The sequence below is a fragment of the Hyphomonas sp. ske169 genome (assembly GCF_056850855.1).
Genome location: NZ_CP096146.1, coordinates 1,825,753 through 1,849,969, shown reverse-complemented (window position 1 = coordinate 1,849,969; position 24,217 = coordinate 1,825,753). Strand labels below are relative to the sequence as shown.

The 24,217-nt window shown below is 55.1% G+C and carries 24 protein-coding genes; 10 read left to right on the top strand and 14 right to left on the bottom strand.

The genetic code is table 11. The features are described from left to right. Nucleotides 1-113: 113 nt before the first annotated feature. The gene (locus MY069_RS08940) at nucleotides 114-929 is read left to right on the top strand and encodes an enoyl-ACP reductase FabI (RefSeq protein WP_482793433.1); all 816 of its coding nucleotides are present in this window, start codon (nucleotides 114-116) and stop codon (nucleotides 927-929) included. 6 nt (nucleotides 930-935) lie between these two features. After that, entirely contained in the window at nucleotides 936-1,523 is a 588-nt protein-coding gene (locus tag MY069_RS08935) for an NAD(P)H-dependent oxidoreductase (protein WP_482793432.1), read from the top strand. Between the two features lie 20 nt (nucleotides 1,524-1,543). On the opposite strand, the gene MY069_RS08930 is transcribed toward MY069_RS08935, so the two are convergent. Next, the gene (locus MY069_RS08930; protein WP_482793431.1) at nucleotides 1,544-1,732 is read right to left on the bottom strand and encodes a hypothetical protein; all 189 of its coding nucleotides are present in this window, start codon (nucleotides 1,730-1,732) and stop codon (nucleotides 1,544-1,546) included. Between the two features lie 141 nt (nucleotides 1,733-1,873). Here MY069_RS08930 and MY069_RS08925 point away from each other — a divergent pair, with 141 nt between their 5' ends. Further along, complete coding sequence (locus MY069_RS08925; RefSeq protein WP_482793430.1) at nucleotides 1,874-2,557, top strand: nitroreductase family protein; 684 nt, start codon at nucleotides 1,874-1,876, stop codon at nucleotides 2,555-2,557. Here MY069_RS08925 and MY069_RS08920 read toward each other — a convergent pair. From MY069_RS08920 to MY069_RS08890, 7 genes are all read right to left on the bottom strand, one after another. Beyond that, entirely contained in the window at nucleotides 2,544-3,443 is a 900-nt protein-coding gene (locus tag MY069_RS08920; protein WP_482793429.1) for a CAP domain-containing protein, read from the bottom strand. The two genes, MY069_RS08925 and MY069_RS08920, sit on opposite strands and share 14 nt — an antisense overlap. Nucleotides 3,444-3,469: 26 nt before the next feature. Next, entirely contained in the window at nucleotides 3,470-4,156 is a 687-nt protein-coding gene (gene udk / locus MY069_RS08915; protein ID WP_482793428.1) for a uridine kinase, read from the bottom strand. A gap of 6 nt (nucleotides 4,157-4,162) precedes the next feature. After that, nucleotides 4,163-4,579 (bottom strand): Fur family transcriptional regulator, encoded by a 417-nt coding sequence (locus tag MY069_RS08910; protein WP_482793427.1) that lies wholly within the window; start codon nucleotides 4,577-4,579, stop codon nucleotides 4,163-4,165. Nucleotides 4,580-4,597: 18 nt separating this feature from the next. Further along, a complete protein-coding gene (locus MY069_RS08905) occupies nucleotides 4,598-5,068 on the bottom strand; it encodes a GNAT family N-acetyltransferase (protein ID WP_482793426.1) in 471 nt (156 codons plus the stop codon). Further along, entirely contained in the window at nucleotides 5,065-5,712 is a 648-nt protein-coding gene (gene tsaB / locus MY069_RS08900) for a tRNA (adenosine(37)-N6)-threonylcarbamoyltransferase complex dimerization subunit type 1 TsaB (RefSeq protein ID WP_482793425.1), read from the bottom strand. Before tsaB ends, MY069_RS08905 begins: the two co-directional genes overlap by 4 nt. A gap of 9 nt (nucleotides 5,713-5,721) precedes the next feature. Next, nucleotides 5,722-6,327, bottom strand: a complete 606-nt coding sequence (locus MY069_RS08895) for a malonic semialdehyde reductase (protein ID WP_482793424.1) — start codon at nucleotides 6,325-6,327, stop codon at nucleotides 5,722-5,724. A gap of 127 nt (nucleotides 6,328-6,454) precedes the next feature. Continuing rightward, nucleotides 6,455-6,919 (bottom strand): PaaI family thioesterase, encoded by a 465-nt coding sequence (locus tag MY069_RS08890; RefSeq protein WP_482793423.1) that lies wholly within the window; start codon nucleotides 6,917-6,919, stop codon nucleotides 6,455-6,457. A gap of 312 nt (nucleotides 6,920-7,231) precedes the next feature. Here MY069_RS08890 and MY069_RS08885 point away from each other — a divergent pair, with 312 nt between their 5' ends. After that, nucleotides 7,232-8,911: a hypothetical protein gene (locus MY069_RS08885; RefSeq protein ID WP_482793422.1), complete on the top strand. Its 1,680-nt coding sequence runs from the start codon at nucleotides 7,232-7,234 to the stop codon at nucleotides 8,909-8,911. On the opposite strand, the gene MY069_RS08880 is transcribed toward MY069_RS08885, so the two are convergent. Next, on the bottom strand, nucleotides 8,877-10,118 hold the full coding sequence (locus tag MY069_RS08880; RefSeq protein ID WP_482793421.1) for a flavin monoamine oxidase family protein: 1,242 nt from the start codon (nucleotides 10,116-10,118) through the stop codon (nucleotides 8,877-8,879). The two genes, MY069_RS08885 and MY069_RS08880, sit on opposite strands and share 35 nt — an antisense overlap. 309 nt (nucleotides 10,119-10,427) lie before the next feature. Between MY069_RS08880 and MY069_RS08875 the strand changes: the two genes are divergently transcribed. The 4 genes from MY069_RS08875 to MY069_RS08860 all read left to right on the top strand — a co-directional run bounded on the left by MY069_RS08875 (nucleotide 10,428) and on the right by MY069_RS08860 (nucleotide 17,087). Next, on the top strand, nucleotides 10,428-10,826 hold the full coding sequence (locus MY069_RS08875) for a hypothetical protein (protein WP_482793420.1): 399 nt from the start codon (nucleotides 10,428-10,430) through the stop codon (nucleotides 10,824-10,826). A gap of 55 nt (nucleotides 10,827-10,881) precedes the next feature. Next, entirely contained in the window at nucleotides 10,882-12,558 is a 1,677-nt protein-coding gene (locus tag MY069_RS08870) for an AMP-binding protein (protein ID WP_482793419.1), read from the top strand. 202 nt (nucleotides 12,559-12,760) lie between these two features. Beyond that, nucleotides 12,761-15,199: a sugar-transfer associated ATP-grasp domain-containing protein gene (locus MY069_RS08865; protein WP_482793418.1), complete on the top strand. Its 2,439-nt coding sequence runs from the start codon at nucleotides 12,761-12,763 to the stop codon at nucleotides 15,197-15,199. Then, nucleotides 15,192-17,087, top strand: a complete 1,896-nt coding sequence (locus MY069_RS08860) for a tetratricopeptide repeat protein (RefSeq protein WP_482793417.1) — start codon at nucleotides 15,192-15,194, stop codon at nucleotides 17,085-17,087. The genes MY069_RS08865 and MY069_RS08860 overlap by 8 nt, the downstream gene beginning before the upstream one ends. Nucleotides 17,088-17,126: 39 nt before the next feature. Here the strand turns inward: MY069_RS08860 and MY069_RS08855 are convergent, their stop codons facing one another. The 3 genes from MY069_RS08855 to amt all read right to left on the bottom strand — a co-directional run bounded on the left by MY069_RS08855 (nucleotide 17,127) and on the right by amt (nucleotide 21,410). Next, on the bottom strand, nucleotides 17,127-17,387 hold the full coding sequence (locus MY069_RS08855) for an HP1242/YdcH family protein (RefSeq protein ID WP_482793416.1): 261 nt from the start codon (nucleotides 17,385-17,387) through the stop codon (nucleotides 17,127-17,129). A gap of 86 nt (nucleotides 17,388-17,473) precedes the next feature. Beyond that, complete coding sequence (locus tag MY069_RS08850; RefSeq protein ID WP_482793415.1) at nucleotides 17,474-19,846, bottom strand: DNA translocase FtsK; 2,373 nt, start codon at nucleotides 19,844-19,846, stop codon at nucleotides 17,474-17,476. A gap of 223 nt (nucleotides 19,847-20,069) precedes the next feature. Then, nucleotides 20,070-21,410 (bottom strand): ammonium transporter, encoded by a 1,341-nt coding sequence (amt, locus tag MY069_RS08845; protein ID WP_482793414.1) that lies wholly within the window; start codon nucleotides 21,408-21,410, stop codon nucleotides 20,070-20,072. A gap of 205 nt (nucleotides 21,411-21,615) precedes the next feature. Here amt and MY069_RS08840 point away from each other — a divergent pair, with 205 nt between their 5' ends. Beyond that, on the top strand, nucleotides 21,616-22,842 hold the full coding sequence (locus MY069_RS08840; RefSeq protein WP_482793413.1) for an FAD-dependent oxidoreductase: 1,227 nt from the start codon (nucleotides 21,616-21,618) through the stop codon (nucleotides 22,840-22,842). Here MY069_RS08840 and MY069_RS08835 read toward each other — a convergent pair. Both MY069_RS08835 and MY069_RS08830 read right to left on the bottom strand, forming a co-directional pair. Continuing rightward, nucleotides 22,796-23,218, bottom strand: a complete 423-nt coding sequence (locus tag MY069_RS08835) for a hypothetical protein (RefSeq protein ID WP_482793412.1) — start codon at nucleotides 23,216-23,218, stop codon at nucleotides 22,796-22,798. The two genes, MY069_RS08840 and MY069_RS08835, sit on opposite strands and share 47 nt — an antisense overlap. Nucleotides 23,219-23,275: 57 nt before the next feature. Beyond that, nucleotides 23,276-23,533, bottom strand: coding sequence for a BolA family protein (locus MY069_RS08830; RefSeq protein WP_482793411.1), 258 nt, complete (start codon nucleotides 23,531-23,533; stop codon nucleotides 23,276-23,278). 44 nt (nucleotides 23,534-23,577) lie between these two features. Here MY069_RS08830 and MY069_RS08825 point away from each other — a divergent pair, with 44 nt between their 5' ends. Then, nucleotides 23,578-24,195, top strand: a complete 618-nt coding sequence (locus tag MY069_RS08825) for a J domain-containing protein (RefSeq protein ID WP_482793410.1) — start codon at nucleotides 23,578-23,580, stop codon at nucleotides 24,193-24,195. The last annotated feature ends 22 nt before the right edge of the window (nucleotides 24,196-24,217 follow it).

Below are 24,217 nucleotides of genomic sequence, written 5' to 3'. Positions count from 1 at the left end.
CCGCATAACTCGCGCCGGAATCGTCGCGCGGCCAGCAGTCACATTGCTTGACGGCGCAGGCGCGCCCGAATAGCCCTCAGAAACTTATAAAAACAGGCAAGGAGCGTGCGCACATGGCTGAATATGGAGACATGCCAACCGGAAATCTAATGGCGGGCAAACGCGGCATCATCATGGGTGTTGCGAATAAGAACTCAATCGCCTGGGGAATTGCGCAGCAACTCGCCGCACAAGGCGCCGAGATTTGCTTCACCTATCAAGGCGAAAGCCTCGAGCGCCGGGTTCGGCCCTTGGTCGAAAGCATTGATATGGACTTCATGGTGCCGGCTGATGTGACCGACGATGCCAGCATGGACGCGGCCTTTGCAGCGGTAAAAGAGAAATGGGGCAAAATCGACTTTCTCGTCCACTCGATTGCGTTTGCGGGCAAAGATGAGCTGATGGGCTCTATGGTCGCCAACACGTCTCGCGAAGGTTTTCGCCGCGCGATGGATATCTCGGTCTACAGCTTCATCGATGCCTCACGCCGCGCCTCAGAGATTATGCCTGATGGCGGCGCGATCATCTGCATGACCTATCTCGGCGCAGAGCGCACCGTGCCGAGCTATAATGTGATGGGTGTCGCCAAAGCCGCACTTGAAGCGTCGACGCGCTATGCGGCACGCGACCTCGGCACCCAAGGCATTCGCGTCAATGCGATCTCAGCCGGTGCTATGCGCACACTCTCACTGGCGGGTATTCGCGGCGGCAAATCTCTGATGGGCACTGGCAAAGACTGGTCCCTGCTCAAAGAAGACACCCGAATGGAAGGGGTTGCAGGTTGCGCGCTTTATCTCTTGTCGCCGCTCGGCCATTCGATTGCCGGTGAAGTTTTGCACGTAGATGCGGGCTTCCATGCGGTCGGGGTTCCGGAGCTGCCGGAGGAGTAGAGGCAAATGGCCGATAAAATATTCCTTTGGGTCGCGCATCCGCGTGAGAACTCGTTTAGCCATGGCATGGCCGACGCGTATCAGCGCGGGGCAGAGTCGAATGGTGCTGAAGTCCGGCGGATGAATCTGCATGATATGCAATTCGATCCGGATCTCACGGACGGCTATCACCAGCGCAAAGATTTAGAGCCGTGTTTGGAAGAGTGGCGGGAAAACCTGCTTTGGTGTGACCATACCTGCTGGGCCTATCCTGTTTGGTGGGGCAATATGCCAGCCAAAGCGAAAGGCGTGATTGATCGGGCATTCTTGCCTGGGTTCGCGATGGAATATCATGAGGATGACCCCTGGTGGGATAAGCTTCTCAAGGGGCGCAGCGGCGATGTCTTGCTGACCTCAGATGCCCCGGCTTGGTTTGATCAGCTCCTCTATCGCCGCCCGGCTGCTAATCAAGCGAAGCGGGCGGTGATGGAATTTTCTGGCATCAAGCCTGTGCGGGTCCTGCAAGTTGGAACCGTGAAAGGCGCCAAAGAAGCAAAACTTAAATCCTGGATGGATAAGGCCTTTCGCCGCGGCGTGGATGCGGCGCGTCGCTAGCGAGTCTGCTCTCTAAAGACCTATCGCGCCAAACGACTGCGGACGCGGCGACGTCGGCGCACGAGCGTGTTTTCGGACAGTAAGATCTCATTGTCATTCTCACCGATCAGATTTGGACCTGACGGATCGCTGGGCGCGCGATCTGACTCAATGGCAATGGCCTCTGTTTGCGATGGCTCGAAGTGGGGTTGTTTTAGGGCGTTCGTCATAATGACCTCCTTGGTGTATAACTAAGGTAGTACACCTACATACTAAGTCTGTCAATTCCGTTTTCAAGATTTTTTAGATGCACCGCTCTCTTGCCTGTTGGCGGCGCCCAGGCTTTATCTCGGCAGTGACTTGGAGGCTTTATGAAGACATCCCCAGATACCCACGTGCCGCTTAGCCCAGACTTCCCTCATTATCCGGAAGCAGAGATGCAAGCGCGGGCAGTCGCGTTTCACACACAAATGCAATCGCGACGCTCAGTTCGCGCTTTTTCGGACCAGGCCGTCCCGCAAGAGATCATTGAGCAATGCGTTCTCGCCGCTGGCACCGCCCCGAGCGGCGCCAACCACCAACCTTGGTACTTCGCTTGTGTGGGCTCCCAAGCAAAAAAATCGGAGATCCGCACGGCCGCAGAAGCCGAAGAGCGCGAGTTCTATTCCGGCCGCGCGGCGCAAGAATGGATCGACGCGCTAGCGCCTATCGGCACTGATGCCGACAAGCCCTATATGGAGATCGCGCCCTGGCTGATTTGCATTTTTGCCCAGCGCCGCGGCGGGGTGCGCGACGGCGAAGACAAGAAGAATTACTATATCCATGAAAGCGTCGGCATCGCGACCGGCATGTTGATCGCCGCTTGCCACAATGCGGGGCTCGCAACGCTGGTCCACACACCCAATCCGATGAAATTTCTAAATGGGATTTGCGGGCGGCCAGAGACCGAAAAACCCTTTTTGATCTTGGTGGCTGGCTATCCGGCTGAAGACGCGATGGTGCCAAACCATGCTTTGATTAAAAAGCCGCTCGGAGACATTGCTAGCTTTCTTTAGCCGAGGTCACCGTGATCTTCGGGCCTGATAGGTAAATCCAAAACACGCTTTTGCGCTTGCCGTCTTCAACCACGCGTTCGGCGCGGACATTGACGCCCACCTCGCCACTCACATCTCGCGGGAGTTTGTTATTCTTGAGATCCTGGGGGTCGCCCTCAACCATGATTGCGTACTGATAGGTCTCCCAATCATCTAAAATGAGGTCGGCCTCAATCGATTGCCCGGCCTCGAACGCCAATGGCAGCGGCGCTTCAAAAGTCCCGACCACGCTGACAAAGAGCTGCGTGACATAGAAGCCGGTATCGCTTCGGCTCACCCCAACCGCCATATGAGTGACCTCAGGGTCGAGGATGTTTTCCCGGTGTCCTTCGCTCTGCATCAATTCCTTGTGCAGATGTTCGACGACATGATTGCGTGTCGGCAACTCAAATCCGGGCAAGAGCAGACAAGAGACAACCTGATCGTTCTGATCGGTGCAAACCGCGGGTCCGAATTGCGCAACATTTTCCGCCGAACGATCCAATACAAGGCGGCGATCAAAGGCGGCAATGCGATCTCCGTGTCGGAACCCGTCAGGCGACTGGTGTGCGAAGAAGGCGTTCACGCCCATATCGAGACTATGAAAGCGCGCTGCGGGACGCGTTTCAGCACGAACTTTCAAGCGTTTGAGGCCTGCTTTTTCGCGCTCTTTATTGATTTCCCGCTCAAACTGCTTCTCGGCCTCGAGATCGAAGCGGAACGTGTCAGGCAGGTTTTCCAGGCAGGCCGTCCCGTTCTCGACATAGGCGGTGAGCGCAGTCGAACGATCCTCAGCGGACATCTCGCACGCAAAAGCGGGCAGCGAGGCCAATACAGCCCCAACAAAAATCGATAAAAAACGCAGCATTTACCGGCAGTGTAGCCGGAAAAACCTTAAATCACACCTTCCGAACGCAGGCGGTCCGCTATTGGCGCCAGCATCCGTGCAATCGCTTCATCGGTGGGTCTCACTTGGCCATAGGCCGGTAAGCCTTCATCGGCGATGACCAAATCGGCCTCAAACATGGCGGGATAGGTGTGCCGATAATGCGATGACCGAACCGTTCCCAAATACTGCCCCAGGACGCTGGCGACGCTTCGTCCGCGATCGAGAACGTCTCGGCGGAGGCGTCGAGCCAGCCGTAAATCGTCCGGCGTGTCCACATAGATCGAGAGATCAATCAACGGCTTTAGCTCCGGTACCGATAGGGCGTGGATCCCCTCTAGGATAATGATTGGCGCCGGTTCGATGGTCAGCGTGTCCGTAGCGCGATCGTGCGCATCATAATCATAGATGGGCTGTTCGATCGTTCGGCCAGCTTTTAGATCCGCCAATTGGCGCGCCATCAGGCTCGTTTCTTTACTGATCGGATCATCATAGTTTACGCGCGCGATGATTTGCGCCCGCTGCTCTTCGGTATCGGCCGGGCCGTAATGGCTCATCGGCCAGTAATAACCGTCCTCGGCAAAGATCACGACGCCGATATCTTGGCAGAGCGTCACTAGAGCTTCAGCGACAGTTGACTTTCCGGAGCCAGAGCCGCCGGTGAGTGCAATCAGATAGGGGCTTGAACGGCTCACGAGGGATTAATCGTCGGACTCTTTCAGGGGTACGGCGTACAGCTCCAATCGATGATCCACCAAGCGATAGCCATGCGCCTTCGCAATCTCGATCTGCAACCGTTCGATTTCCTCATTGTGGAACTCGATCACTTTGCCTGATTTGACGTCGATCAAATGATCATGGTGCTCATCTGGCACTTCTTCATAGCGCGCGCGGCCATCGCCAAAATCATGGCTTTCAATGATGCCATATTCTTCGAACAGCTTCACGGTTCGATACACCGTTGCCAACGAGATGTTCTTATCAACGGCATTGGCGCGGCTATGTAGCTCTTCAGCGTCGGGGTGATCGTCCGCCAAAGAGAGAACGCGTGCGATGACCTTGCGTTGCTCGGTCATGCGGAGGCCTTTTTCGGCGCAGAGTTTTTCCAGTCGATCCATGCGCGTTCCTCTAACCCGTTAGTGAGTTTCCTGTCTAGCCAGGTGTTTCGTCATTAAGATGGCGTCAATCCGCGGTCCTTCAAGGCGATTATAGTAGCCGGAGCGGCGGCCATCGCGCTGAAATCCGATATTTTCATAGAAAGAAATCGCCGCCGGATTGTCAGCCGCGACGTCGAGCAGCCATTTTTTGAGTCCGCTCGCGCTCAGGTCTCGCTCCAAATAAGCTACGAGATCTCGCGCAAATCCCCGGCGTTGAACCTCCGGCGCTGTAGCGATCGTCAATATCTCCGCGTCGGGCGCAACATATTGCACGACCAAAAAAGCGGCGAGCTTTGCGTCTTGCCATCGCCCGATGGCTCGCGAGCTCGCCAAAGAGAGGTTTTGTCGAAACGCGTCAGCGCTCCAAGCGTCGCCAGATCGAAACACGCGTCGATGCAAGTCCGCCATCGCATCAGCATGTTCAGGCAGCAGCCGCGTTGCGCGTGTCATGCTTTCGACTTGCCGCTGGGCAGGGCGGCGTCTGGCGCGCGCGCATAGGTCGGTCGGGCGGGGCGCAAGTCCGGGTCAAGACGGCTCGCCGCGATCGCCGCGCTGATTGCGTTCGGGCGGGCCTCATGGACCGGGGTGTCGGGGAAGGTGGATATGAGCGCCTGAGGATCTCCAAACAGCATATGCGGCCGATCGGTCATCAGCTGGACTAATTCCCTTGCGCGGATCTCCATCGCCGATCCAGTGGCCATCCCAGATCTAAATGTTTGCGTCCAGAAGGTGATGTCCGGCGGCCGTTTTTGGGCGGGCAATGCAACCAAGGCTGAGCCTTGTTGGCCCTCAGGCAGGGCGGCTTCCAGGCTGGTCACGCCGACACACGGTTTGCCGGTGGCGAGGCCGAGGCCGCGCGCGAATGCGACCCCAACGCGGATGCCAGTGAAACTACCCGGACCTGTGACTACGGCGTAGCGCGTGATGTCCTCGAAAGACAAATTGGCGTCGGCGAGCAAGGTTTTCGTCAAACCCGGCAATCTTGCATCTTGGCCGCGCATCATTGGCTCGCACAGCCCAGCCAGCGTCTCGCCGTCGCGAACAATTGCGAGATCGCAGGCGGGACCTGCCGTGTGAATGCCAAGAACGATCATGTAATTGCCCTATAGGATGAGGCAGGCCTCATCAAAACTCAGGCGCGGACTGCGCTCAAAGATGGTCGACTCGTCGCCATGACCGAGATTGCAAAGCCAGTTTGAGCGCCAGGTTTTTGTCGCTTCATTGCCGAGAAAAAACTCCTCATCGACCCCTGCATTGTCGAAACCGGACATCGGTCCGCAATCGAGGCCAAGCGCCCGGGCTGCGAGCATCAGATAGGCCCCTTGGAGCGTGCCGTTTCGGAAGGCGGTCAAATGCCGGTTCTGTTCGTCGGCAAACCAATCTTTAGCGCCTGGATTGTGTGGGAAGAGTTGCGGAATTTTCTCATGGAACTCCAGATCATGTGCGATGATCACCACCCAAGGTGCGGCGAGGGTCTTTTCGACATTTCCTTCCATCAGAAACGGTTTCAATCGGGCTTTGGCATCTGATGATTGCAAAAAGACAAATCGCGCGGGCGAGCAATTTGCGCTCGTCATCCCCATCTTTGTCAGATCATAGGTCGCGCGGATGAGGGTCTCTGGAACGCTCTCTGGCGTCCAGCCATTATAGGACCGCCCAGTCCGCCAAATTTGATCTAGCGCAGAATCATTTACCGGAGTTTTGGTCATCGCCTTGCTCGCCCTCAACACATCATTTGAAACTAGCAAACTTGTTCGCTGAAAGGCGCGCAAGGCGCAAGGGTGCAACCGTCATGCAGTTGCTGAAACGGGTGGTGCTACGGCTTCGGTTTTTTGCTTAAGCGGTCGACTTAATTCGCCAATTGACTTCCATGGTCGCGACCTCGACATCGTCTGCATTGGTCAGGACAACATCGACGAAAAAGTTCACAACGCCGTCTCGGGCGAAATCACCCATGATCTCGTCACCTGTGCGGCGCAGCTTGCCCTCTGCGTGGATCACGCCGCGAGCAGATTTTTTATAGGCAATGTTCGCCTCAACAATGGCGGCGCGGACAACTGCGATTTTGTCGGCAAATAAAGACACAGACGCGGCGCCAGAAGCAGCTTCGCCGAGCGTGAACAAAGCGCCAGCATGTTGCGAGCCCATATGGTTTTGCGTCTCTTTAAGATCTGGTAATTGCGCGGAACCGTGGCCGTCGGCGATCACCAGCAGCTCAATTCCAGTGTGTTTAGCAAAGGGGACATTCTGTTCGAAGAAGGCCTTCATGAGGGTGTACAGTTGGTCTTTTTCGTCAGACATCAATTTTTCCAATTCTTACATTCACGAAAATATACTTTTGGTTTGCGTGCCGGAACAAATCAATCACAAATCTAGTTTTCAATCGAATAATGAGAAGCCGAGACTGCCGGCGTCGCCTGAGCCCTCATTTTCGGTATTGAACATGCTCGAATTCCGTTTCGGCTGACCGGATTTCCATTTGATTAAGCTCGAAAAGCAAATTTCATCGATTAACCAAACAGCAAGCAAGATTTATCCTTCCTAAAAAAACTGAGCGCAGATTGCCGATCTTCGCGACCAGTTTTTCAAGACATATCTGGCATATGCCCGATTATGCGCATTTCCACGGCCTCGGTTTTCAATAGCATCGTTCACGGCACGCTCGACCTCCCTGATGGGCGTTTGCGACAAGCCGTCTTGCGAGAGCTGTTTGATCAACTCGCCTCAGTGATGAAGCCGCTGGCTCTAATCACAGCGATTAACAGCACCGCGGTGACGCTGATTTTCGCCCAATTTACGATGTGGTGGTTGGCCCTGATTTGGTGGGCACCGATTTTGTACTTCGCTTTCTTCCAATGGAAAGGTGCTGTTGCGATGTCTTCAGTGCCAAAGGATGCCGAACTCAAGGGCGGCTTCCTCAAGAAGGGCGCGCGTAATAATTTCTTTTTCGGGGCTTGGTGGGCCTCGAGCTGTCTGATTTTCGCAGGACCTGACCCGGCCGCTAATATCACACTTGCTGCTCTCTCGGTTGGCATGTGCGCCGCAGCTGCGGCCTGTCTTGGCTCAAATGCCGGCATGTCAGCGCGGTTCTCAGCTGGCGCCTTGCCGGTCACGATTTTCTCGCTGCTATTTATTGATGGCACCGCGGCGATCATCACGACCGCGATGGGCAGCACGCTTGGCGTGACCATGGTCTATATGGCTCACCTGAAATATCACGACACGGTCGAAATGCTCCGCGTCCGATTGGGCCTCGAACTCTCTAAGGGGCGCCTCGAGTCTGCTGTGAGCACACTGGGAATTGGCCTCGAAATCCAAGACAGTTCCGGCGATGTCGTGTTCTCTAACCAAACGATGACCGACAATCGGGAAGCAGTGACCCACGGCACGCGAACCCGCGAAGGCTTCTATTTCTGGGAAGGCCGCTATTATCGTCAGACCGAGTTCAATGGCGTTGAAGGTGACCAAATTGAACTGGTAGAAGATGTCAGCTCTTTGGTTGAGAGCCAGCAGACGATCTTGGAATCGCGCAAGCAGGCCGAACAAGCGCTACAAACCAAATCGGCGTTCTTTGAATCGATCTCGCGCGAAGTGATTTATCCAATCAAATCGATCATGAAATATGCACGGCTCTTACAGCCAGATTCGCGTATCCAGTTCGATTCTGAAGAGCTCGGCAATCTCGCCAACCTGATCATGAACGCATCTAAAGACCTTGAGCGACTGATGTCGTCGATGACCCGTCACTCTTTGGATGATAATCAGCATATGGTTGACGCTGAGATGATTAAGCTGCGCGAAATCTTCGCTGAAGAGCTGTCCGAAATGGGCCAAAGCGAGCTCGACAAAGCGACACTCAAAGCTGTGATCAATGCCGTGCCGGAAGAATTGCTCGTCCGATCTTCGGCCAGTGGATCTCTGACGCGCGCCCTGGGCCAAATGTGTCTGAAAACACAGCGGACGGTAGGCGCCTCCGGTAAATTGTCGCTGCATGTGCGGGCGATGCCGGACGGATCCGATGCGATTTGCTTCATTATTCGCGGCGTCTATGGCGACAAGCGAGACGACATTGTCGACAAACCCGCGCTCGTCATATCAGGCGAAGAAGAAGTCACACTCGATGCTTATGCGACTTACATGTCTGCGACGCATATCGAGAATTTAGGCGGCCAGTATCGCGAAGACTTAGATGGTGAAAAGTCTGTCAATCTCATTGCGATCGTGCCGGCTGATCATGTTCAGAGTGTTGGCAACGCGATCAAGGCGCTACCAAAGGCAGCAAACGCGCGTTAAACGCCGAAATCGTAGAGACGGCTTCATGCGAGAAGCTCGAGCCTGAATGGAAAGTTCGTCGTTCGCCCTGCATATCCGTCATCATTTGCAGTAGGCCATTGCGAATATCTTCCGGATCATAGGTCGGCATATATTGCCAAATCACCTGTTGGACGATGCGGGGGTCAAGCGCGCCTTTGCGGCGGGCATCGAACACGGCAAGCTCGGTCAATTCGTCGGGTGTATAGGCGATTGATAGCTGACCGACGCTGAACAAAGTGCGCCCATCCTCTTCTGGGCATTCATAGCGATAGTATAAAAGTTGGCCGTCATTGGCATCGGTGGCGCAGGTTTCGCTCCAGGCATTGACCGGCGCGTCATGAGGCCAGTCTTCAACGGATAAAAGCGTCGTCGTGTATCCGGACCATGAGATCGAGGCGGCAATTTTTTGCTCAGCGTGCGTAGCATCGGTCATGCCGCAAAAGTCAGACATTGGCAGCGTGTTAATGAGGTAATCGGCGTCAAACCACTCACCCGACTCTGTGCCCACGCGGACGCCTGTTTCGGACCGCTCGACTGACTCCGCTTTTGTGTTGAGGTGAATTTTGAGCGCTTCTGCAAACGTATCCCAAAAATGCTGCCAGCCCTTTTCCGGCATCACCGTGAATTTCAGCAGGCCTGTGAGCAGCATGTCGAAATCGACCCAACGCATGGCATGCAGCAAAGGCAATCGGTCGAGATATCCATAGCCGATCGATGTCACCACGCGGTGCATCATATTCTCAATTTTTCCGAGATTATTGGCGCGCAGCCAGTCTCGCGTCGGCTGCGCCAGAATCTCATTGACACTCGTATCGCCCTTGTCGGCCCGCGCCATCAGCGCCCGGCGTTTTAGCGCATATTTGATCGCTTGAATGGGGAAGGCTGGACCACTGCCATCGCGGATATAGCTCATCAGCTCGCGTCCATCGATTCGCTGCGCCCGCATATAATTGCGCTTAATCCCGAGCTTCTTCATCTGTTTGAGGACGTATTTGTGCGACCAAATCGCGTAACAGGTGCCGAACTCAACCACATGGTCACCGATCGGGTTGGACAAGCATTTGCCGCCAACCTTGTGCGACGCCTCAAGAATTTTCACGTTCTGAACGCCGCGATCTTTCAGCATGCGGGCCATAGTTAAACCCGCCGGCCCGGCCCCTAATATTATGAAGGATGAGCTACTCATAAAATAAACTTCACTGCTGAAATCCCAATTGAAGTGAATTCGTTTACGATCTGTGTTTAGTTTCTGCCTAATCGCATTTGGAGAGCACCAGAAAGGTCGCCAGCGGGTAGATTAATGGATTTATTCTTAAGCCTTTTGATCACTGTATTTAGGTCTGTATTAGGACCTAGAGATGCGAACGTATGGGACGGGACACGATTTACCGTCAAGCCGAGACGTTGGGACAAGGACCGGCGCGGACAATTATTCGCATCGCGAATCCCATCCTTCATCGATTTGTCGCTAGTTAAATTCTTCGTAGAGACGCGTATGTCGGCGGTTGTTCGAAAGCATGGTTGGATTCCAATTGTGCTGAGCTCGGTGCAAGTTCGCGCGCAACCAAACATTCCGAACGGCGCTCTGACGATCCACACTCGGGTGGTCGGCTGGCAAGACCAATATGTTGAGATTTGGCATACTTGGAGCGACGAAACCGGCGCCGAAGTCTTGCGCTCCATTTACCTCACACGGGTCACGCACCCGAAGCGCCATAAGGTGACCGGCGCTGATATGCTGCGAGAACTTAAAGAGGCGATTGTCGAACGTCCGCTGTCGCAGACCGCACGGCAGCAATTGTCAGACTATTTCCGCATCAAAGAAGCCAATCGCACGGCCGGGCAGATGTCCGAAGAGTATGCCAATTATTTGAAATTCATCGAACAACCGTAACGAGATTCAAATCCAAATTCGGTATGCCAAAGCGTTCCCAAATTAGAGACGCAATATGGCTATTCAAACCACCGCAAATCCAAAATTCGTTAGCAAGCCAGGCCTTGATCTCAAGCCCGGCTGTCTGCACGAAAAAATCAGCCAAGCGCTGACAGATTATGCGGACCAGCCATTCCTAACCACTGCCCTTCCGACCGGGCATTCTGAGACCACGGACTTCAAAACAGCGATTGAGTCGGCGCAAAAGCTGGCAAACTATTTGCGCGAAGACCTTGGCTATGCGGAAGGCGATGTGGTCGCGATCCAGTCACCGAATTGCACGTCTTACATCGTTTCCATGCTCGGCGTGTTCCTCGCTGGTCTGACCCTAACCAATGTGAACCCGCTCTACACAGCGGCTGAAACCCGGCGACAGTTAAAAGATAGCGGCGCGCGCTGCGTCATTGGTTCGACCATCTTCTCTGAAATGATCGAAGAGGCCGTTGAAGGCACAAAAGTCGACAAAGTGATCGCGATTTCTGTCACTGACTTCTTTCAGCCGATCATGCGCAGCGGCTTGAATTTCCTTCTGCGTAAAGTCAAAAAACTCGACCGCCCGTTCCAAGGCCCGCATTCGACGCTGAAAGATGTTCTGTCTGCAGCAGCGACACCAGAGTTCGACCAGTTTGACCGCGTTGCGGGCTTAGATCCTGAGCGCGACACGATATATCAGTATTCTGGCGGCACCACGGGTGTCTCAAAAGGGGTCCGTCTGTCTGAGCACGGGCTGATGAGCAATATCGCGCAATTCACAATTGCCAGCCCAGAGCTTCTATTGACCCCGAAACAGACCATGTTGCTGGCTTTACCAGTCTATCATGTGTTTGGGATGCTTGCCTCAGTGATTGCGATTACCAATGGCGGGCATTTGGTGTTGATCCCCAACCCGCGTCCACTGACCAATATGAAGCCCGCCTTCAAAAAGTTTAAGCCGGACGTGTTCCCAGGCGTGAATACATTGTTCGAAAAGCTGCTCGAGGAAGATTGGTTCCAAGAGTATGGTCAAAGCATCAAGATCACGATTTCTGGCGCGGCCGCCTTGCACGACCATACCGCTCAAAACTGGATGGCGGCGACCCAATCGAACATCATTGAAGGCTATGGCATGACCGAGGCGACCACGTTGATCGCGGTCCGAGATCACGCCATCAGTAAATCAAGCGGGTCTGCGGGCCGAGCGTTCCCGGGTACCGATATTCGCATCCTGCACAATGACTTGATCACGGATCAGCCTGGTTTGGTTGGAGAAATCCTGATTTCAGGGCCGCAAGTGATGAAAGGATATCTTGGTCGCGAGCAAGAAACGGCCAATGCCTATCTCGGCGAATGGTTCAAGACAGGCGATATGGGCCGGTTTGATGAGGAGGGTGAGCTCTACATTGTTGACCGGTGCAAAGACATGGTCCTGGTCAGCGGCTTCAATGTCTTCCCGAATGAGATTGATGGCGTTCTCGGCACCTGTCCTGGTATTACCGAAGCGGCAGCGGCTGGCATTCGGACAGAATCGGGCGCGGAAGAATTGCATGCTTTCGTCGTGACCTCAGATCCTGATTGCACAGCGGATTCGGTCCTGGCCCACTGCCGAACCCACCTGACCGGCTACAAAGTGCCGCGGAAAGTACACTTTATCGAAGAGTTGCCGAAAAACCCGATCGGCAAGATTCTTCGGCGCCACCTACAGGATTACGCGTAAGCCACGATCTCTGCCTTAATATTGCCCAACCTTAACCTGACTTAGAACATTGCCAGTGCTCCGGAGATGGCATAAATGCCGCCCGGAATTGGTTAATGTTGCTGATTGTTAAGCGGACCACCCCCTCCCTACAGTGTAATAAATACGCCGTTTGGACGAGGTCGTCAGTTATTAACGATCCAATGTGGGATGGGTGATAAGGATGAACTTGCAAGCGCGCCTTTGGGCGACCGTACGACATCCGAGTAGCTGGCTGATCGTGGCCTGCGTGGTGCTGGCTGTCATGCATTTGAGAAGCTCGCCAACGCTGCCTAATCAGTTACGCGCGATTACGATGTATGACTTCTCTCTGGCGATGAGTTTCGTCGGTGATGATCGCGATGTCGATGTCACAACATTCTTGCCGTCAGACGATGAGCGCCAAGATATTGTCCGCGAGAACATTATCTCCGGACAGCTCCAATTTGATGACCAAACGGATCATTCAGGTCGCCGCGGCATGTGGTCTGGCGATCAAGGCCGCGAGATTCGTTATCACGCGCTGATTACCTCAAAAGAGCTGATCTATGATCTCGATCAATCGCTGCAGGTGCCGCAATTCCTGCCCGAACAATACAATCAGTATTTGATCGAAGAAGAAGGCATCCAAGTCGGCCATCCCGAAATTCGTGATCTGTGGTCAAGCATCCAACCGGATGACAGCCGCGAGCTCGTGCCGGTTCTGACGTCGATCTATGATTATACCTATCAGGGCATCGAAGGCGCGCCATTTAAAGGCTTCACCGACGCCCTAACCGCGCTGCGTCTTGGCCGCGCCAGTTGTAATGGCAAAGGCCGCCTCTTTGTGGCGCTCGCGCGCACTAATGGGATTCCGGCCCGTCTGGTTGGCGGTGTGATCATGAATGAAGGGTCTAAGAAGACCTCGCACCAATGGCTCGAAGTTCTGATTGAAGGTCGCTGGGTGCCGTTTGACCCAACCAATGGCCATTTTGCCAGCCTGCCTGAAAACTATCTGCGCCTTTATACCGGCGACCACGCTCTGTTTCGCCACACGCGCAATATCAATTTTGACTATCGGTTTACAATCAATCCGGTCAGCCAATCCCCTGCCCTGTTCGAGTTTGATGAGAACGAGCCGACGCTAAACCGCTTCAATGCCGCACAATTGATGCGCCTGACCGGACTACCGGAAGAGATGATCGGCGTATTCCTGCTCTTCCCACTTGCAGCTTTGGTGACCATCTTCCTGCGCAGCGTGGTTGGATTGAAGACATTCGGTATTTTTATGCCAATGTTGATCGCTGCAGCTTGTGTGAATACCGGGCTCTGGCTCGGGCTCGCTACATTCTCCGGGATTGTTGCCTTTGCCATTTTAGCGCTGATTTATTTCAACCGGTTCAATGTGCTGAAGATCCCCCGATTAGCCGCTGTGATTACGATCTGTACGGTCTTGTTTGTCGGTGTGCTGCTTTGGCTTGGTAATCGGACCAGTTTGCAGTTCGGGATCCTGGCTTTGTTCCCGGTGGTGATTATTTCCTTCCTCGCCGAGCGGATCCACAACATGCTCGATGACGAAGACTGGAAAGGTCTTGCGACGTCTGGTGCTGGCACAATCGTCACCATCATTGCTTGCTATATCGTGTTCTCGTCGGTGCTGTTGAAAGGCCTGTTTGCCTTGATGCCAGAATTGTTGCTGCTCGTATTGGGCGTGCAGCTCGCAATCGGCCAATGGTCCGGCATGCGGTTGCAAGAATTTGTACGCTTCCGCTCGATCCTCGACAAGGGTCCAGTACTTGGGATGAATGCCCGCAATCGCCTTCTGATAAACAAGCTAAACTCAAAAGAACTACTTGATCTTGCTGCGGATAAGTTGCGAACCAAAGAAATTTTACAAGCCGCAAACGTGCCGGTGGCCAAAACCTATGCCGTCTGCGAGTCTTTCCGTGATTTGCCAGAATTTATGCAAACCGTCTCTGATTTCGGCGCTTTCGCGCTGAAGCCTAATCGCGGCTCGCAGGGCAATGGCATTCTGATCATACGTGAGCGGGACGGCGACAATTTCGTCACCGCTGGCGGCCGGACATTAAAGCCAGAACAGCTTTCCAAACATGTCGGCGAAATTCTCCACGGCGCCTATTCGCAAGGCGGTGAAGAAGACTTCGCTTATGTCGAGCCGCTCCTGAAGCAGCATGAAGCAATCAGCAAGATTGCCGATTTTGGTCTGTCAGATATCCGTGTGATCTTGCACGAGAACAAGCCTGTCTCAGCCATGCTGCGCCTGCCGACCAAGAAATCTGGCGGCAAAGCGAACTTGCACCAAGGCGCCGTCGGTCTCGCGATTGATATCGAAACCGGCAAGATAACTAATGCTGCGCAGCGCGGCACCGCGATTGAAGAGCATCCCGATACGGGCGCTAAATTGATCGGTATGAAAATTCCAAAATGGCGTGAGTTGATTGATATTTCGACACGCGCCTCGAAAGCCATCCCTCTGGGCTATATCGGCGTCGATATCTGTATCGACCAAGATCGTGGCCCCCTCATTCTGGAAGTGAATGGCCGTCCCGGCATTGAGATCCAGAACGTTCAACAAAAAGGCCTCGTAGAAGACCTCACCAATAAGGAGCTTGCCCATGCATGAGCAATCACCTTTCTTCTCGGCGCCAGCGCTGAGTGCCTTGGCGCTGGCCATCGCGGCCGTCGCTTTAGTGGCTGAATTCGTTGTTCGCAGCGATGAAGACACCGCTATCTCACGCGCCATTTCCTCAGATGATCAGCAAGAGATCGAGCTCGTAGATACGAGTGATCTATCTGAAGACTTCCACGAGGATCTCGTGGAAATCGTTCAAAACACCTCTTTGTCGCCTTTGTCTTATGACCGGCTTCAAACCACGCCATATTTCCGGCGTGCGAGCGATGCTGATAAGCCAAAATTCGCGGCGCATGTCGGGGAACTACTGACTTCTCGTAAGCGGTTTGAAGAAGCGATTGACGTGCTTAAAGGGTTGCCGCCTGAGCAACGCATCGAGCATGGCGCGTCCTTCTCATACGCGCTTGCCTTTCGCGGTGCTGATCGCATTGATGCGGCGATTGAGGCTTATGCGATCCACCTCGCGGCGAACCCCAATCACAATCCGGGTTATGTGAATTACGGGATCCTGCTTGCAGAGACCGGTCAGCATGAAGAAGCGATCCGTGTGTTCGAACGCTCTGTCGACATCACCAGCAGCTCACGCAAAGGCAAATCCTTGTCTCTGCTCGGTCAATCGCAAGCCGTGTTGGGGCTGTACGAAGACGCCGTCGATTCATTCGATCGCTCAATCCAATTCCGCCCCGATAGTGGCCCAACCTGGCGCCGGTTTGCGACAGCCAAAGCGCGTTCGGGCCTCTACGAAAGCGATGAAATTGAAGCCGACTATCAGCGCGCCTTAGCATTGGCGCCCGATAGCGCTGTAACGCTCTCCGATTGGGCCGAGTTCAACTTCTCTTTTGGCCGGTTTGAAACCGCGCTGCCCATGTTCCGGGAAGCGAGCGCCCAAGCGCAGAACGATTTCGACATCTTATTCTCTCGATCGGTGAACTTGCTGGCGTCCGAACGTCCTCGTGCAGCGCGGCAGATCATTCGCCGGATGGCGAATGTTGAGATGTCGACTGAGCAAGGGCTGTTGCTCAAAGGCCTGCAAGAAGCGAGCGGTGTGATCCGCCCGCCAACGCCGGAAACCAAAGACGATATCTGTATCGAGCGCGCCGATAATGAGCGCCTGATCTATGTCTGTATGCTGCTTCAATTGGAGCTAGACGATCTTGAGGCCGCGTCTGGGATCGCCGCAGAACTGCCTGAAACATCCATCTTCACACAGCCCGCCGCATTTGCGTTGGCGCGCTATGAGTATCGTCAAGGCTCGCCAGAAATGGCCGCGGAGCGCTTGGATGTGCTGCTCACTAAGAACCCGCAAAGCCCGCTCTTCTGGCTTTATAAAGCCCGCAGCCTGGCGATCAGCGAGCAAAACGAAGATGCCTTGATGGCGTTCGGAAAGGCGTTGGAGCTCAATCCAGAAAGCCGCAAAACGACGCTCGAAATCAGCGATCACCTCATGGTCATGGAATATTATGATCAGGCGGAAGAGATTTTGATGAGCTATCTTTTGCTGAAGCCAAATGATGCGCCCATCCTACTCGCGCTGGCCAGCGTGCAAGAAGCCGCTGGCGCTCCCGAAGACGCCGAGACGACACTGCTTCAGCTCATGGATATGAGCGAAGAAGACGATGCGGAAACCACGCAAAAGCTGGTCGCCGTGCAAGTCAGTCTGGAAAAATATGCCGACGCGCTCAGCAATGCCGACAATCTGCTTGAACAAGACCCAGCAAATACAGACGTTCGGCGTCTCCGTGTCGAAGCGCTGGTTGCGCTCGATGAAGATGAAGAAGCGGATGCCGAATTGGATCGAATTCGCCGCTTGGAACCTGCTGAGTCATCGGAAAACGGCGCCTCAGAAGAGTTCGCATCAGCCTCATCAGCCGCACCATAAAGAAGGCGGCGGGGCGCGCTTAACGCCTCGCGCTTTAGGTCAACGTATTGTCCGTGAAAAGCTTCCGGGCTGGAGCATGGCGTAAAGCTGATCCTTCAGCATCATACGCTCCCGCCGAAGCGACAACTCGGTTGCGTCTGCGACCGGCTCGATCCGTTCTTCCATTCGATGAATGGTACGATTGATCTCGTGATATCGCTCCGCGAGTTTAGCGAAGTGCGGGCTTGTCCGACGCATTTCTTGAATACGAGCTTTATCTTGCGGGAAATCGTCCACGAGTTCGTGTGGCGTATGGCTCATAGCAAACGGCTCCTCTGGTGACTTTAGACCAGAGGAGCCGAAATTTTCAGGGCTCGTCACTTAGGAAAAGTGCCTATATCGCCGCGTTATTCGGGGTCGCCGTGCTTCAGAATAGTCCGCTTGCCGGCATGATTCGGAGCAGAAATTACGCCTTCTTCTTCAAGCCGCTCAATTAGCGTCGCGGCTTTGTTATAGCCGACTTTCAAGCGGCGCTGCAGATAGCTGGTCGAGGCGCGCTTGTCGCGCAGTACGATCGCCATGGCTTGTGCGTATAGGTCTTCATCCTTGTCGCCTGTCGACGTGCCCAGCATCGCATCCATGATGACGCTGCCGGTGCCGTCTTCCGGCTCTTCCAGGACTTCAGGATTATAGTCCGGCTCTCCGCCATTCTCGCGCAGCCAATCGACCACCGCTTGCACTTCTTCATCCGAAACGAACGGACCATGGCAGCGCTGAGTTTTCACGCCAGCGGCTTGATAAAGCAGGTCGCCCATGCCGAGCAGCTGTTCAGCGCCTTGCTCGCCCAGAATGGTCCGCGAGTCGATTTTCGTCGTCACCATGTATGAGATCCGAGTCGGGAAGTTCGCTTTAATCGTGCCGGTGATGACGTCGACGGATGGACGCTGCGTGGCGGTGATCAAGTGAATACCCGCGGCCCGCGCCATTTGCGCCAAGCGCTGCACGCATCCTTCAATCTCTTTACCCGCAACCATCATCAAGTCGGCCATCTCGTCGATCACGATGACCAGGTTTGGAACGTGATCGAGCGGCAGGATCTCGGTCTCATATTGCGGCTTGCCGCGATCATCAAAGCCAGTCTGGACTTTGCGCGTCATGTGCTCGCCGCGCTTGCGGAATTCCGCTGCCTTCTTGTTGAAACCCGCAAGGTTGCGGACCCCAGCCTTGGACATCAGCTCATAGCGCATTTCCATTTCGCGCACCGCCCATTGTAGCGCCAACACAGCCTTTTTCGGATCGGTCACCACCGGCGAGAGCAAGTGCGGGATGCCCTCATAGATGCTGAGTTCCAGCATTTTTGGATCGATAAAGATGAACCGGCACTCTTCGGGGGGGAGTTTGAAGATCAGCGACAGAATCATCGCATTGACCCCGACTGACTTACCAGATCCGGTTGTTCCCGCGATCAATAGGTGGGGCATTTTTGCGAGCTCGACCACGGTCGGCGCGCCGCCAATGTCTTCCCCGAGCGCCATTGGAAGTGCCGCTTTGGTCTTGGTATAGGCGTCATTGTCGAGCAATGAGCGCAAATACACCGTTTGGCGTTCGTCATTTGGCAGTTCGATACCGATCGCGTTTTTGCCGGGCACAACCGCAATCCGGCAGGAGACCGCGCTCATGGAGCGGGCGACATCATCGGCGAGCGAGATCACTCGCGCTGATTTCACACCAGCGGCGGGTTCGAGTTCGAACAAGGTGACAACGGGACCAGGACGGACTTCGCGAATGCGGCCGCGAACACCGAACTCGCGGAGCACTTCGGCTAGGCGATTAGCTTTGACGAGGAGCGCGTCCTCGTCGATTTCATGGCGCTGTACCGGCGGCAATTGCAACAGGTCCATTGGCGGAACTTTCGCGCCACGCGCTTTCCGACTGCGTTTGACTTGCGTTTTGGGCACAGTCGCTGAGCGCGGCGCCATGACGGTTAGTGATTTTGGCGTTTGAGTTGGTGCCTCAACCTCTGCTGTCGCTGCCTCCGGCTCTTGCTCTACAAAAGCTTCTTTCGCACGTTCGCTGTCGGCCGCATTGGCTCGGCGGATTTGTAATCCTTCCGGCGCGCCATCGCTGTCGATTTCCGTTTTCTTACGCTTTAGCAGGCTGAATAGACCGCCAGCTTGGCGCGCCGCACGGGCGCCCGATTGGCTGGCGGCTGCTTGGAGAAGGCGGGCATCCCCGCGGCGGAATCCAAGAGCTGCAAAGGCGCAGGTCATGGCTAGTCCGCCTGCGAGCAATCCGGCCAGCAGTTCCGGCATCGGCAATAGAAGGGCTTTGAACGGCATCACGGAAAGATCGTGCAAGCCATCCCCGATCATGCCGCCGAGCCCAGCGCGCAGAGGCCATGAGGTCGGAACTGGCCAAGCTGCGAAACAGGCCGCTGATAGCGGTACAAATAGAAATCCGAGCATCCAGCGACGAATTTTGGGCGCGCCAATCAAAACTGTGCGCATAGCGCCGCCAATCATCAAAGCCAGCCCGGCGACCCATGCTGACCATCCGAGCATTTGACGCATCATATCGGCAAAAACAGCGCCGCCAGACCCAAACAGATTTGCGACTTCGCGATTGGTTGCGGCGTTCCAACTCGGATCGAGCGGATCGTAAGTGCCCACGCTGCCGCAAATAAATACGCCTACGGCAAAGGCGCCGGTCCCGGTTATGATCCGCCAAACAGGGTCTGAGACCTCTCGCATCTGGCCTGCGTCTGCGATTGTATTCGCCATAATCTACACTCCGGTCACGTGGGACGTTCTGAACCAAAAATGAAATTACAAGCGCGGCCTTAAAACGGCGCTAACAGACACGGTTTTGCTGCAAAGAGATTTGATACCGGGCAGAAAAAACCCCCGGTCGCAAAAGCGCCGGGGGTAAGTCGGGAGGAAACGCTTCCAAACTGAGGGAAGCGTAGGATTGCCCGGGCTAGCCAAGCCAGCCCTGGCAAAGGGGTTAGGAGGCGAACTCTGGATAGGCTTCGACACCTGTATCCGCTCGGTCGAGGCCGAGTTGTTCTTCCTCTTCGCTGACGCGAACGCCGATGGTCACTTTCAGCGCGATCCAAATGATTGCTGACAAAACCGAGACCACGATACCGGTCAAAACAATGCCCACGAGTTGGCCAACATAGCTTGCGTCGCCGGTAAGCGCGCCGGCTTCATCGACCGGCGGCATGATGTGATTGCCGTAAGAGGCAGCAACAATGATCGTGCCCCAGATACCGCAGACCAAGTGAGCAGGGATGGCACCAACAACGTCATCGATCTTTAGCTTGTCGAGCAATGGAACCGTCAGAACCACCAGAACACCACCGACCGCACCGATCAGAACTGCAGCCCCCATGCTCGGAGCGAGTGGCTCGGCGGTGATCGAGACCAGACCACCAATCGCGCCATTAAAGGCCATTGTTGGGTCAACTTTGCCTTTGTAGAGCACAGCTGTGAGGATCATCGCAGCAAGCACACCACCGACAGCCGCCATATTCGTATTGGCGAAGATCTTGGCGACGGCATTGATGTCATCGAACGTGCCCGCAGCCAGTTGAGACGCGCCGTTAAAGCCGAACCAACCGAACCACAGAATGAACGTACCCAGCGCCGCGAGCGGAATGTTTGACCCTGGCATTGGGTTCACTTTCTCGCCGAAATATTTACCAGCGCGTGGCCCGATAATGATTGCCCCAACCAAAGCTGCCCAGCCCCCTGTAGAGTGCACGAGCGTAGACCCCGCAAAGTCTGAGAACGCCCACTGAGAATCGAGATAGCCGCCGCCCCATTCCCAGGAGGCTACGATTGGATAGATAAACGCTGTAAGAACGGCCACGAAGGCCAGGAATGACCAGAGTTTCACGCGTTCCGCCACGGTTCCAGAGACAATTGACGCCGCGGTCGCGACGAACACCATCTGGAAGAACCAATCAGAGCTCGCGGCATAGCCGGTGTCTAAGTTTTCTTCGCCACTCCAAATGAAGTCGGGCACGCCAATCAAACCTGCATCGGTGAGTGTGCCGGAAGGATAGGCCATATTGTAACCAATCAGCCAGAACATCAGGCCGGCGACCGAGAAAAGTGCAACATTTTTAAGCGACTGCATGGATGCGTTTTTGGACCGCACCAAGCCAGACTCGAGGCACAGGAAGCCTGCTGCCATGAACATGACGATCAAGCCGCCAATTAGGAACAGATAGCTGCTATCGACATAAGCGCTGACCGCGCTAGCGTCTTGAGCATGAGCTGCCAGTCCCGCCATTCCTGCAAACGGCAGCAGCATTGCGCCCCGCTTCGCTGTTTTCATCCATAAACTCATTGCCCGTAATCTCCCGCAGCTCTGGTTAAGTGACAGAGGCAAAAAACCCGTCTGCCTAGATTTCTACCAGAATTAAAAAGCTACTCGTCTGCGGGGCGGCGGCATTTGACCAAATTTCGAGCAGGCTGCGACCCAAACGCCCGTTTGTCTGTCAGGCATGGACCAGATGCAGTTCTGCTCATACGTAATCGAGATGACTGAGCAACTCTTCGATGTGGCGATCGTCGGCGCAGGCCCGACCGGAGCGAGTTTGGCGATTGGATTGGCCCAGGCCGGACTGCAGGTCGCGGTGATTGATGCCCGCGATCCCGCTGTCACACCGCCAAGAGATGGTCGCAACTTCGCTATCGTCACAGGCAGTTGGCGATTGTTGGATCGGTTGGGCATCGCGGCGCAGCTTTCGGATACCAGCCAGCCGCTCAATGGACTTGAAGCAACCGATGGCGGTACGCATTTTTTCGGCCAGCCATCTGTGCTGTTTACAAAAGAGGATCTTGAAAGCGCCGATCCGGATGAGCCGCTTGGCCAAATGGCCATGGCTGAACCCCTGCAAGCAGCGCTGGATACAGCTCTAAAGAATGAGTCCGGGATTGAATGGTTCGCCCCGGAGCGGTTTGACCAGGTGCAGGTCGACGGCGGTCAGGCGGTGATCAGTTGCGAGAGTGGCCGAAAAATCCAAGCGCGCTTGCTCGTCGGGGCGGATGGGATGAATTCACCGGTTCGCCAAGCCGCAGACATCTCCACTGAAGGGCGCGACTATGGCAAATCTGTTTTCACCGCGAATGTGAAACTCAGCGCCCCGCACAACGGCATCGCCCGGCAATTGTTCACCCCGGAAGGCCCATTTGCCACGCTGCCGCTCCTAGGAGATCGCGCCAATCTGGCCTGGTATATGAAGCGCGGGGCTGCTGAAACGCTCGCGCAAATGCCGGTCGAAGCGGCCGAGGCCGAGCTTAATCAGCGATTCTCAGATTTTGCTGGCGAGATGAAGATTGAAGGCCAGGCAGGATCGTATCCTTTGGTCCTGCAATTGGCGACGGCGATCACAGCGCCGCGGATTGCGCTGGTTGGAGATGCGGCGCGGCGGGTTAATCCGCTCGCAGGTCAGGGGCTCAATCAAGGCTTCCGCGATGTCGCGGATTTGATCGAAATCGCGCAGGACACATTGCGCATTGGCGGCGAGATCGGGTCGCCGCAAATGCTAGAAGCCTATAGCGCAGCGCGACATTTCGATGGCGCGGGTACGGCACTGGCGCTCGACGCCATTGATCGCTTATTCTCAAATGACTCGATGTTGACCAAGCCGGTTCGCACATTGGGCTTGCTCGCGGCGGCGAAACTCCCGCCTTTGCGGCGTTTCCTGGCTCGAAAAGCTAGCGCAACAGAAGCTGGCGTAGCCGGTCCGATGACGGATTGGTAGGTCGCTCCAACCACAACACGCCTGAATTGTAGAGATATAGGAACGCGTCCGTGGACTCTTGCGCCGCCCGTCCCGCGAGCTCGCCTGCCATGCGGCGATTAGAGATGCGCTGTAAACACGCTAGGCCAATCATCGGGATGAAGGTCCACCACGCGACAAAGAAGGTGGTCAGGATGCCGCCCAGCAACATAATGTCTGAGACCATATCGAGTAGCCAAATGCGATTGGCATAATGGGTGCCGAGATTTTTCAGAACGTCCAAGCGGCCATGCAGGTAATCCGCATCAAGCGCCCACGTTTGATCAGGCGTTGCGGGAATCCGCACGGTCATATGCCCTGGATCTTGCGGAAGATCATGTTTCGCTTGTGCAGACATTCTACGCTCCGTCATCAGTAGAATACGCCTGAAGACTTAACGAAATCTGTCCTTAAATTATGAACTTGCCTTAATGGAGAGCGCATGTAGGCCGGTCTCAAATTCGGGCTTTAGCGCGGAGAGGATGGCGCGCTGGGCGGCGACCCGAGATTGGCCTGCGAACGCAGCGGAGACAATTTTGATCGTATAATGGGTTTCACCTTCCGGCCGCGCTCCGGCATGGTCGGCATGTTTGTGGCTATCATCAACCACTTCGAGTTCGCTCGGCGCAAAAACTTTTATTAAAATCTCACGAATACGGTCTGATCTGATCATAAGTTCTGGTCTCTTTAACCCGAAGCAACTATGTTACCTCGCCTATGGATGACGGATATAAATATCGCCCACGTTTCACCGATATAAGAGTGAAGCCCACGGCCGACGAGTCCTCGCGTGCAAAAGCGCAGGAAACGCGAACCTGTGAACACCCGAGTTGTGATTTGGCCGGAGAGCATCCTGCGCCTAAACAGTTTGGGGACGGCAAGCACTATTTCTGCAAACGCCATGCGGCGGAGTATAATAAGAGCTTCAATTTCTTCGACACGATGAACGAAGAACAACTCAAAGCGTTCAACGAGAATGCGCGCTACGGGTTTAAACAGACATGGAAGTTTGGCGCCGGTCCAATGGGCGGCAACAAAGCTGGTAAGGCTGAAGATCCGAGTACGTGGCAGGGCGCCGAGTTCTTTCAAGACCGCGCCGCCGCTCGCGAAGAAAGACGCGCAAACCGGTCCGCGACAGGGCTCGCCAAGCGCGCCCTCGAAGAGTTGGACCTGGACGCGAAAGCAAAACCGCCAGAGATCCGCGCGCGCTATGCCGAATATGTCCGCCGCTTCCATCCGGACTCCAATAGCGGGGACCGGTCTTCGGAAGAAAAACTGGCGCGCGTGATCCGAGCAGGCAAAACGCTGAAAGCCGCAGGCCTTATGAAGGACTGACGTCTTTTCTTGCGAAATTACG

Excerpts from the sequence above, each read along its gene's own strand:
- MY069_RS08890 (WP_482793423.1), bottom strand. The coding sequence starts at position 6,919 with ATGTCTGACGAAAAAGACCAACTGTACACCCTCATGAAGGCCTTCTTC.
- MY069_RS08830 (WP_482793411.1), bottom strand. The coding sequence starts at position 23,533 with ATGATCAGATCAGACCGTATTCGTGAGATTTTAATAAAAGTTTTTGCG.
- MY069_RS08870 (WP_482793419.1), top strand. The coding sequence starts at position 10,882 with ATGGCTATTCAAACCACCGCAAATCCAAAATTCGTTAGCAAGCCAGGC.
- MY069_RS08910 (WP_482793427.1), bottom strand. The coding sequence starts at position 4,579 with ATGGATCGACTGGAAAAACTCTGCGCCGAAAAAGGCCTCCGCATGACC.
- MY069_RS08935 (WP_482793432.1), top strand. The coding sequence starts at position 936 with ATGGCCGATAAAATATTCCTTTGGGTCGCGCATCCGCGTGAGAACTCG.
- MY069_RS08840 (WP_482793413.1), top strand. The coding sequence starts at position 21,616 with ATGACTGAGCAACTCTTCGATGTGGCGATCGTCGGCGCAGGCCCGACC.
- MY069_RS08905 (WP_482793426.1), bottom strand. The coding sequence starts at position 5,068 with ATGACACGCGCAACGCGGCTGCTGCCTGAACATGCTGATGCGATGGCG.
- MY069_RS08880 (WP_482793421.1), bottom strand. The coding sequence starts at position 10,118 with ATGAGTAGCTCATCCTTCATAATATTAGGGGCCGGGCCGGCGGGTTTA.
- amt (WP_482793414.1), bottom strand. The coding sequence starts at position 21,410 with ATGAAAACAGCGAAGCGGGGCGCAATGCTGCTGCCGTTTGCAGGAATG.
- MY069_RS08930 (WP_482793431.1), bottom strand. The coding sequence starts at position 1,732 with ATGACGAACGCCCTAAAACAACCCCACTTCGAGCCATCGCAAACAGAG.
- MY069_RS08940 (WP_482793433.1), top strand. The coding sequence starts at position 114 with ATGGCTGAATATGGAGACATGCCAACCGGAAATCTAATGGCGGGCAAA.
- MY069_RS08885 (WP_482793422.1), top strand. The coding sequence starts at position 7,232 with ATGCGCATTTCCACGGCCTCGGTTTTCAATAGCATCGTTCACGGCACG.
- MY069_RS08875 (WP_482793420.1), top strand. The coding sequence starts at position 10,428 with ATGTCGGCGGTTGTTCGAAAGCATGGTTGGATTCCAATTGTGCTGAGC.
- MY069_RS08920 (WP_482793429.1), bottom strand. The coding sequence starts at position 3,443 with ATGCTGCGTTTTTTATCGATTTTTGTTGGGGCTGTATTGGCCTCGCTG.
- MY069_RS08850 (WP_482793415.1), bottom strand. The coding sequence starts at position 19,846 with ATGGCGAATACAATCGCAGACGCAGGCCAGATGCGAGAGGTCTCAGAC.
- MY069_RS08825 (WP_482793410.1), top strand. The coding sequence starts at position 23,578 with ATGGATGACGGATATAAATATCGCCCACGTTTCACCGATATAAGAGTG.
- MY069_RS08895 (WP_482793424.1), bottom strand. The coding sequence starts at position 6,327 with ATGACCAAAACTCCGGTAAATGATTCTGCGCTAGATCAAATTTGGCGG.
- MY069_RS08860 (WP_482793417.1), top strand. The coding sequence starts at position 15,192 with ATGCATGAGCAATCACCTTTCTTCTCGGCGCCAGCGCTGAGTGCCTTG.
- MY069_RS08865 (WP_482793418.1), top strand. The coding sequence starts at position 12,761 with ATGAACTTGCAAGCGCGCCTTTGGGCGACCGTACGACATCCGAGTAGC.
- MY069_RS08925 (WP_482793430.1), top strand. The coding sequence starts at position 1,874 with ATGAAGACATCCCCAGATACCCACGTGCCGCTTAGCCCAGACTTCCCT.
- MY069_RS08855 (WP_482793416.1), bottom strand. The coding sequence starts at position 17,387 with ATGAGCCATACGCCACACGAACTCGTGGACGATTTCCCGCAAGATAAA.
- MY069_RS08835 (WP_482793412.1), bottom strand. The coding sequence starts at position 23,218 with ATGTCTGCACAAGCGAAACATGATCTTCCGCAAGATCCAGGGCATATG.
- tsaB (WP_482793425.1), bottom strand. The coding sequence starts at position 5,712 with ATGATCGTTCTTGGCATTCACACGGCAGGTCCCGCCTGCGATCTCGCA.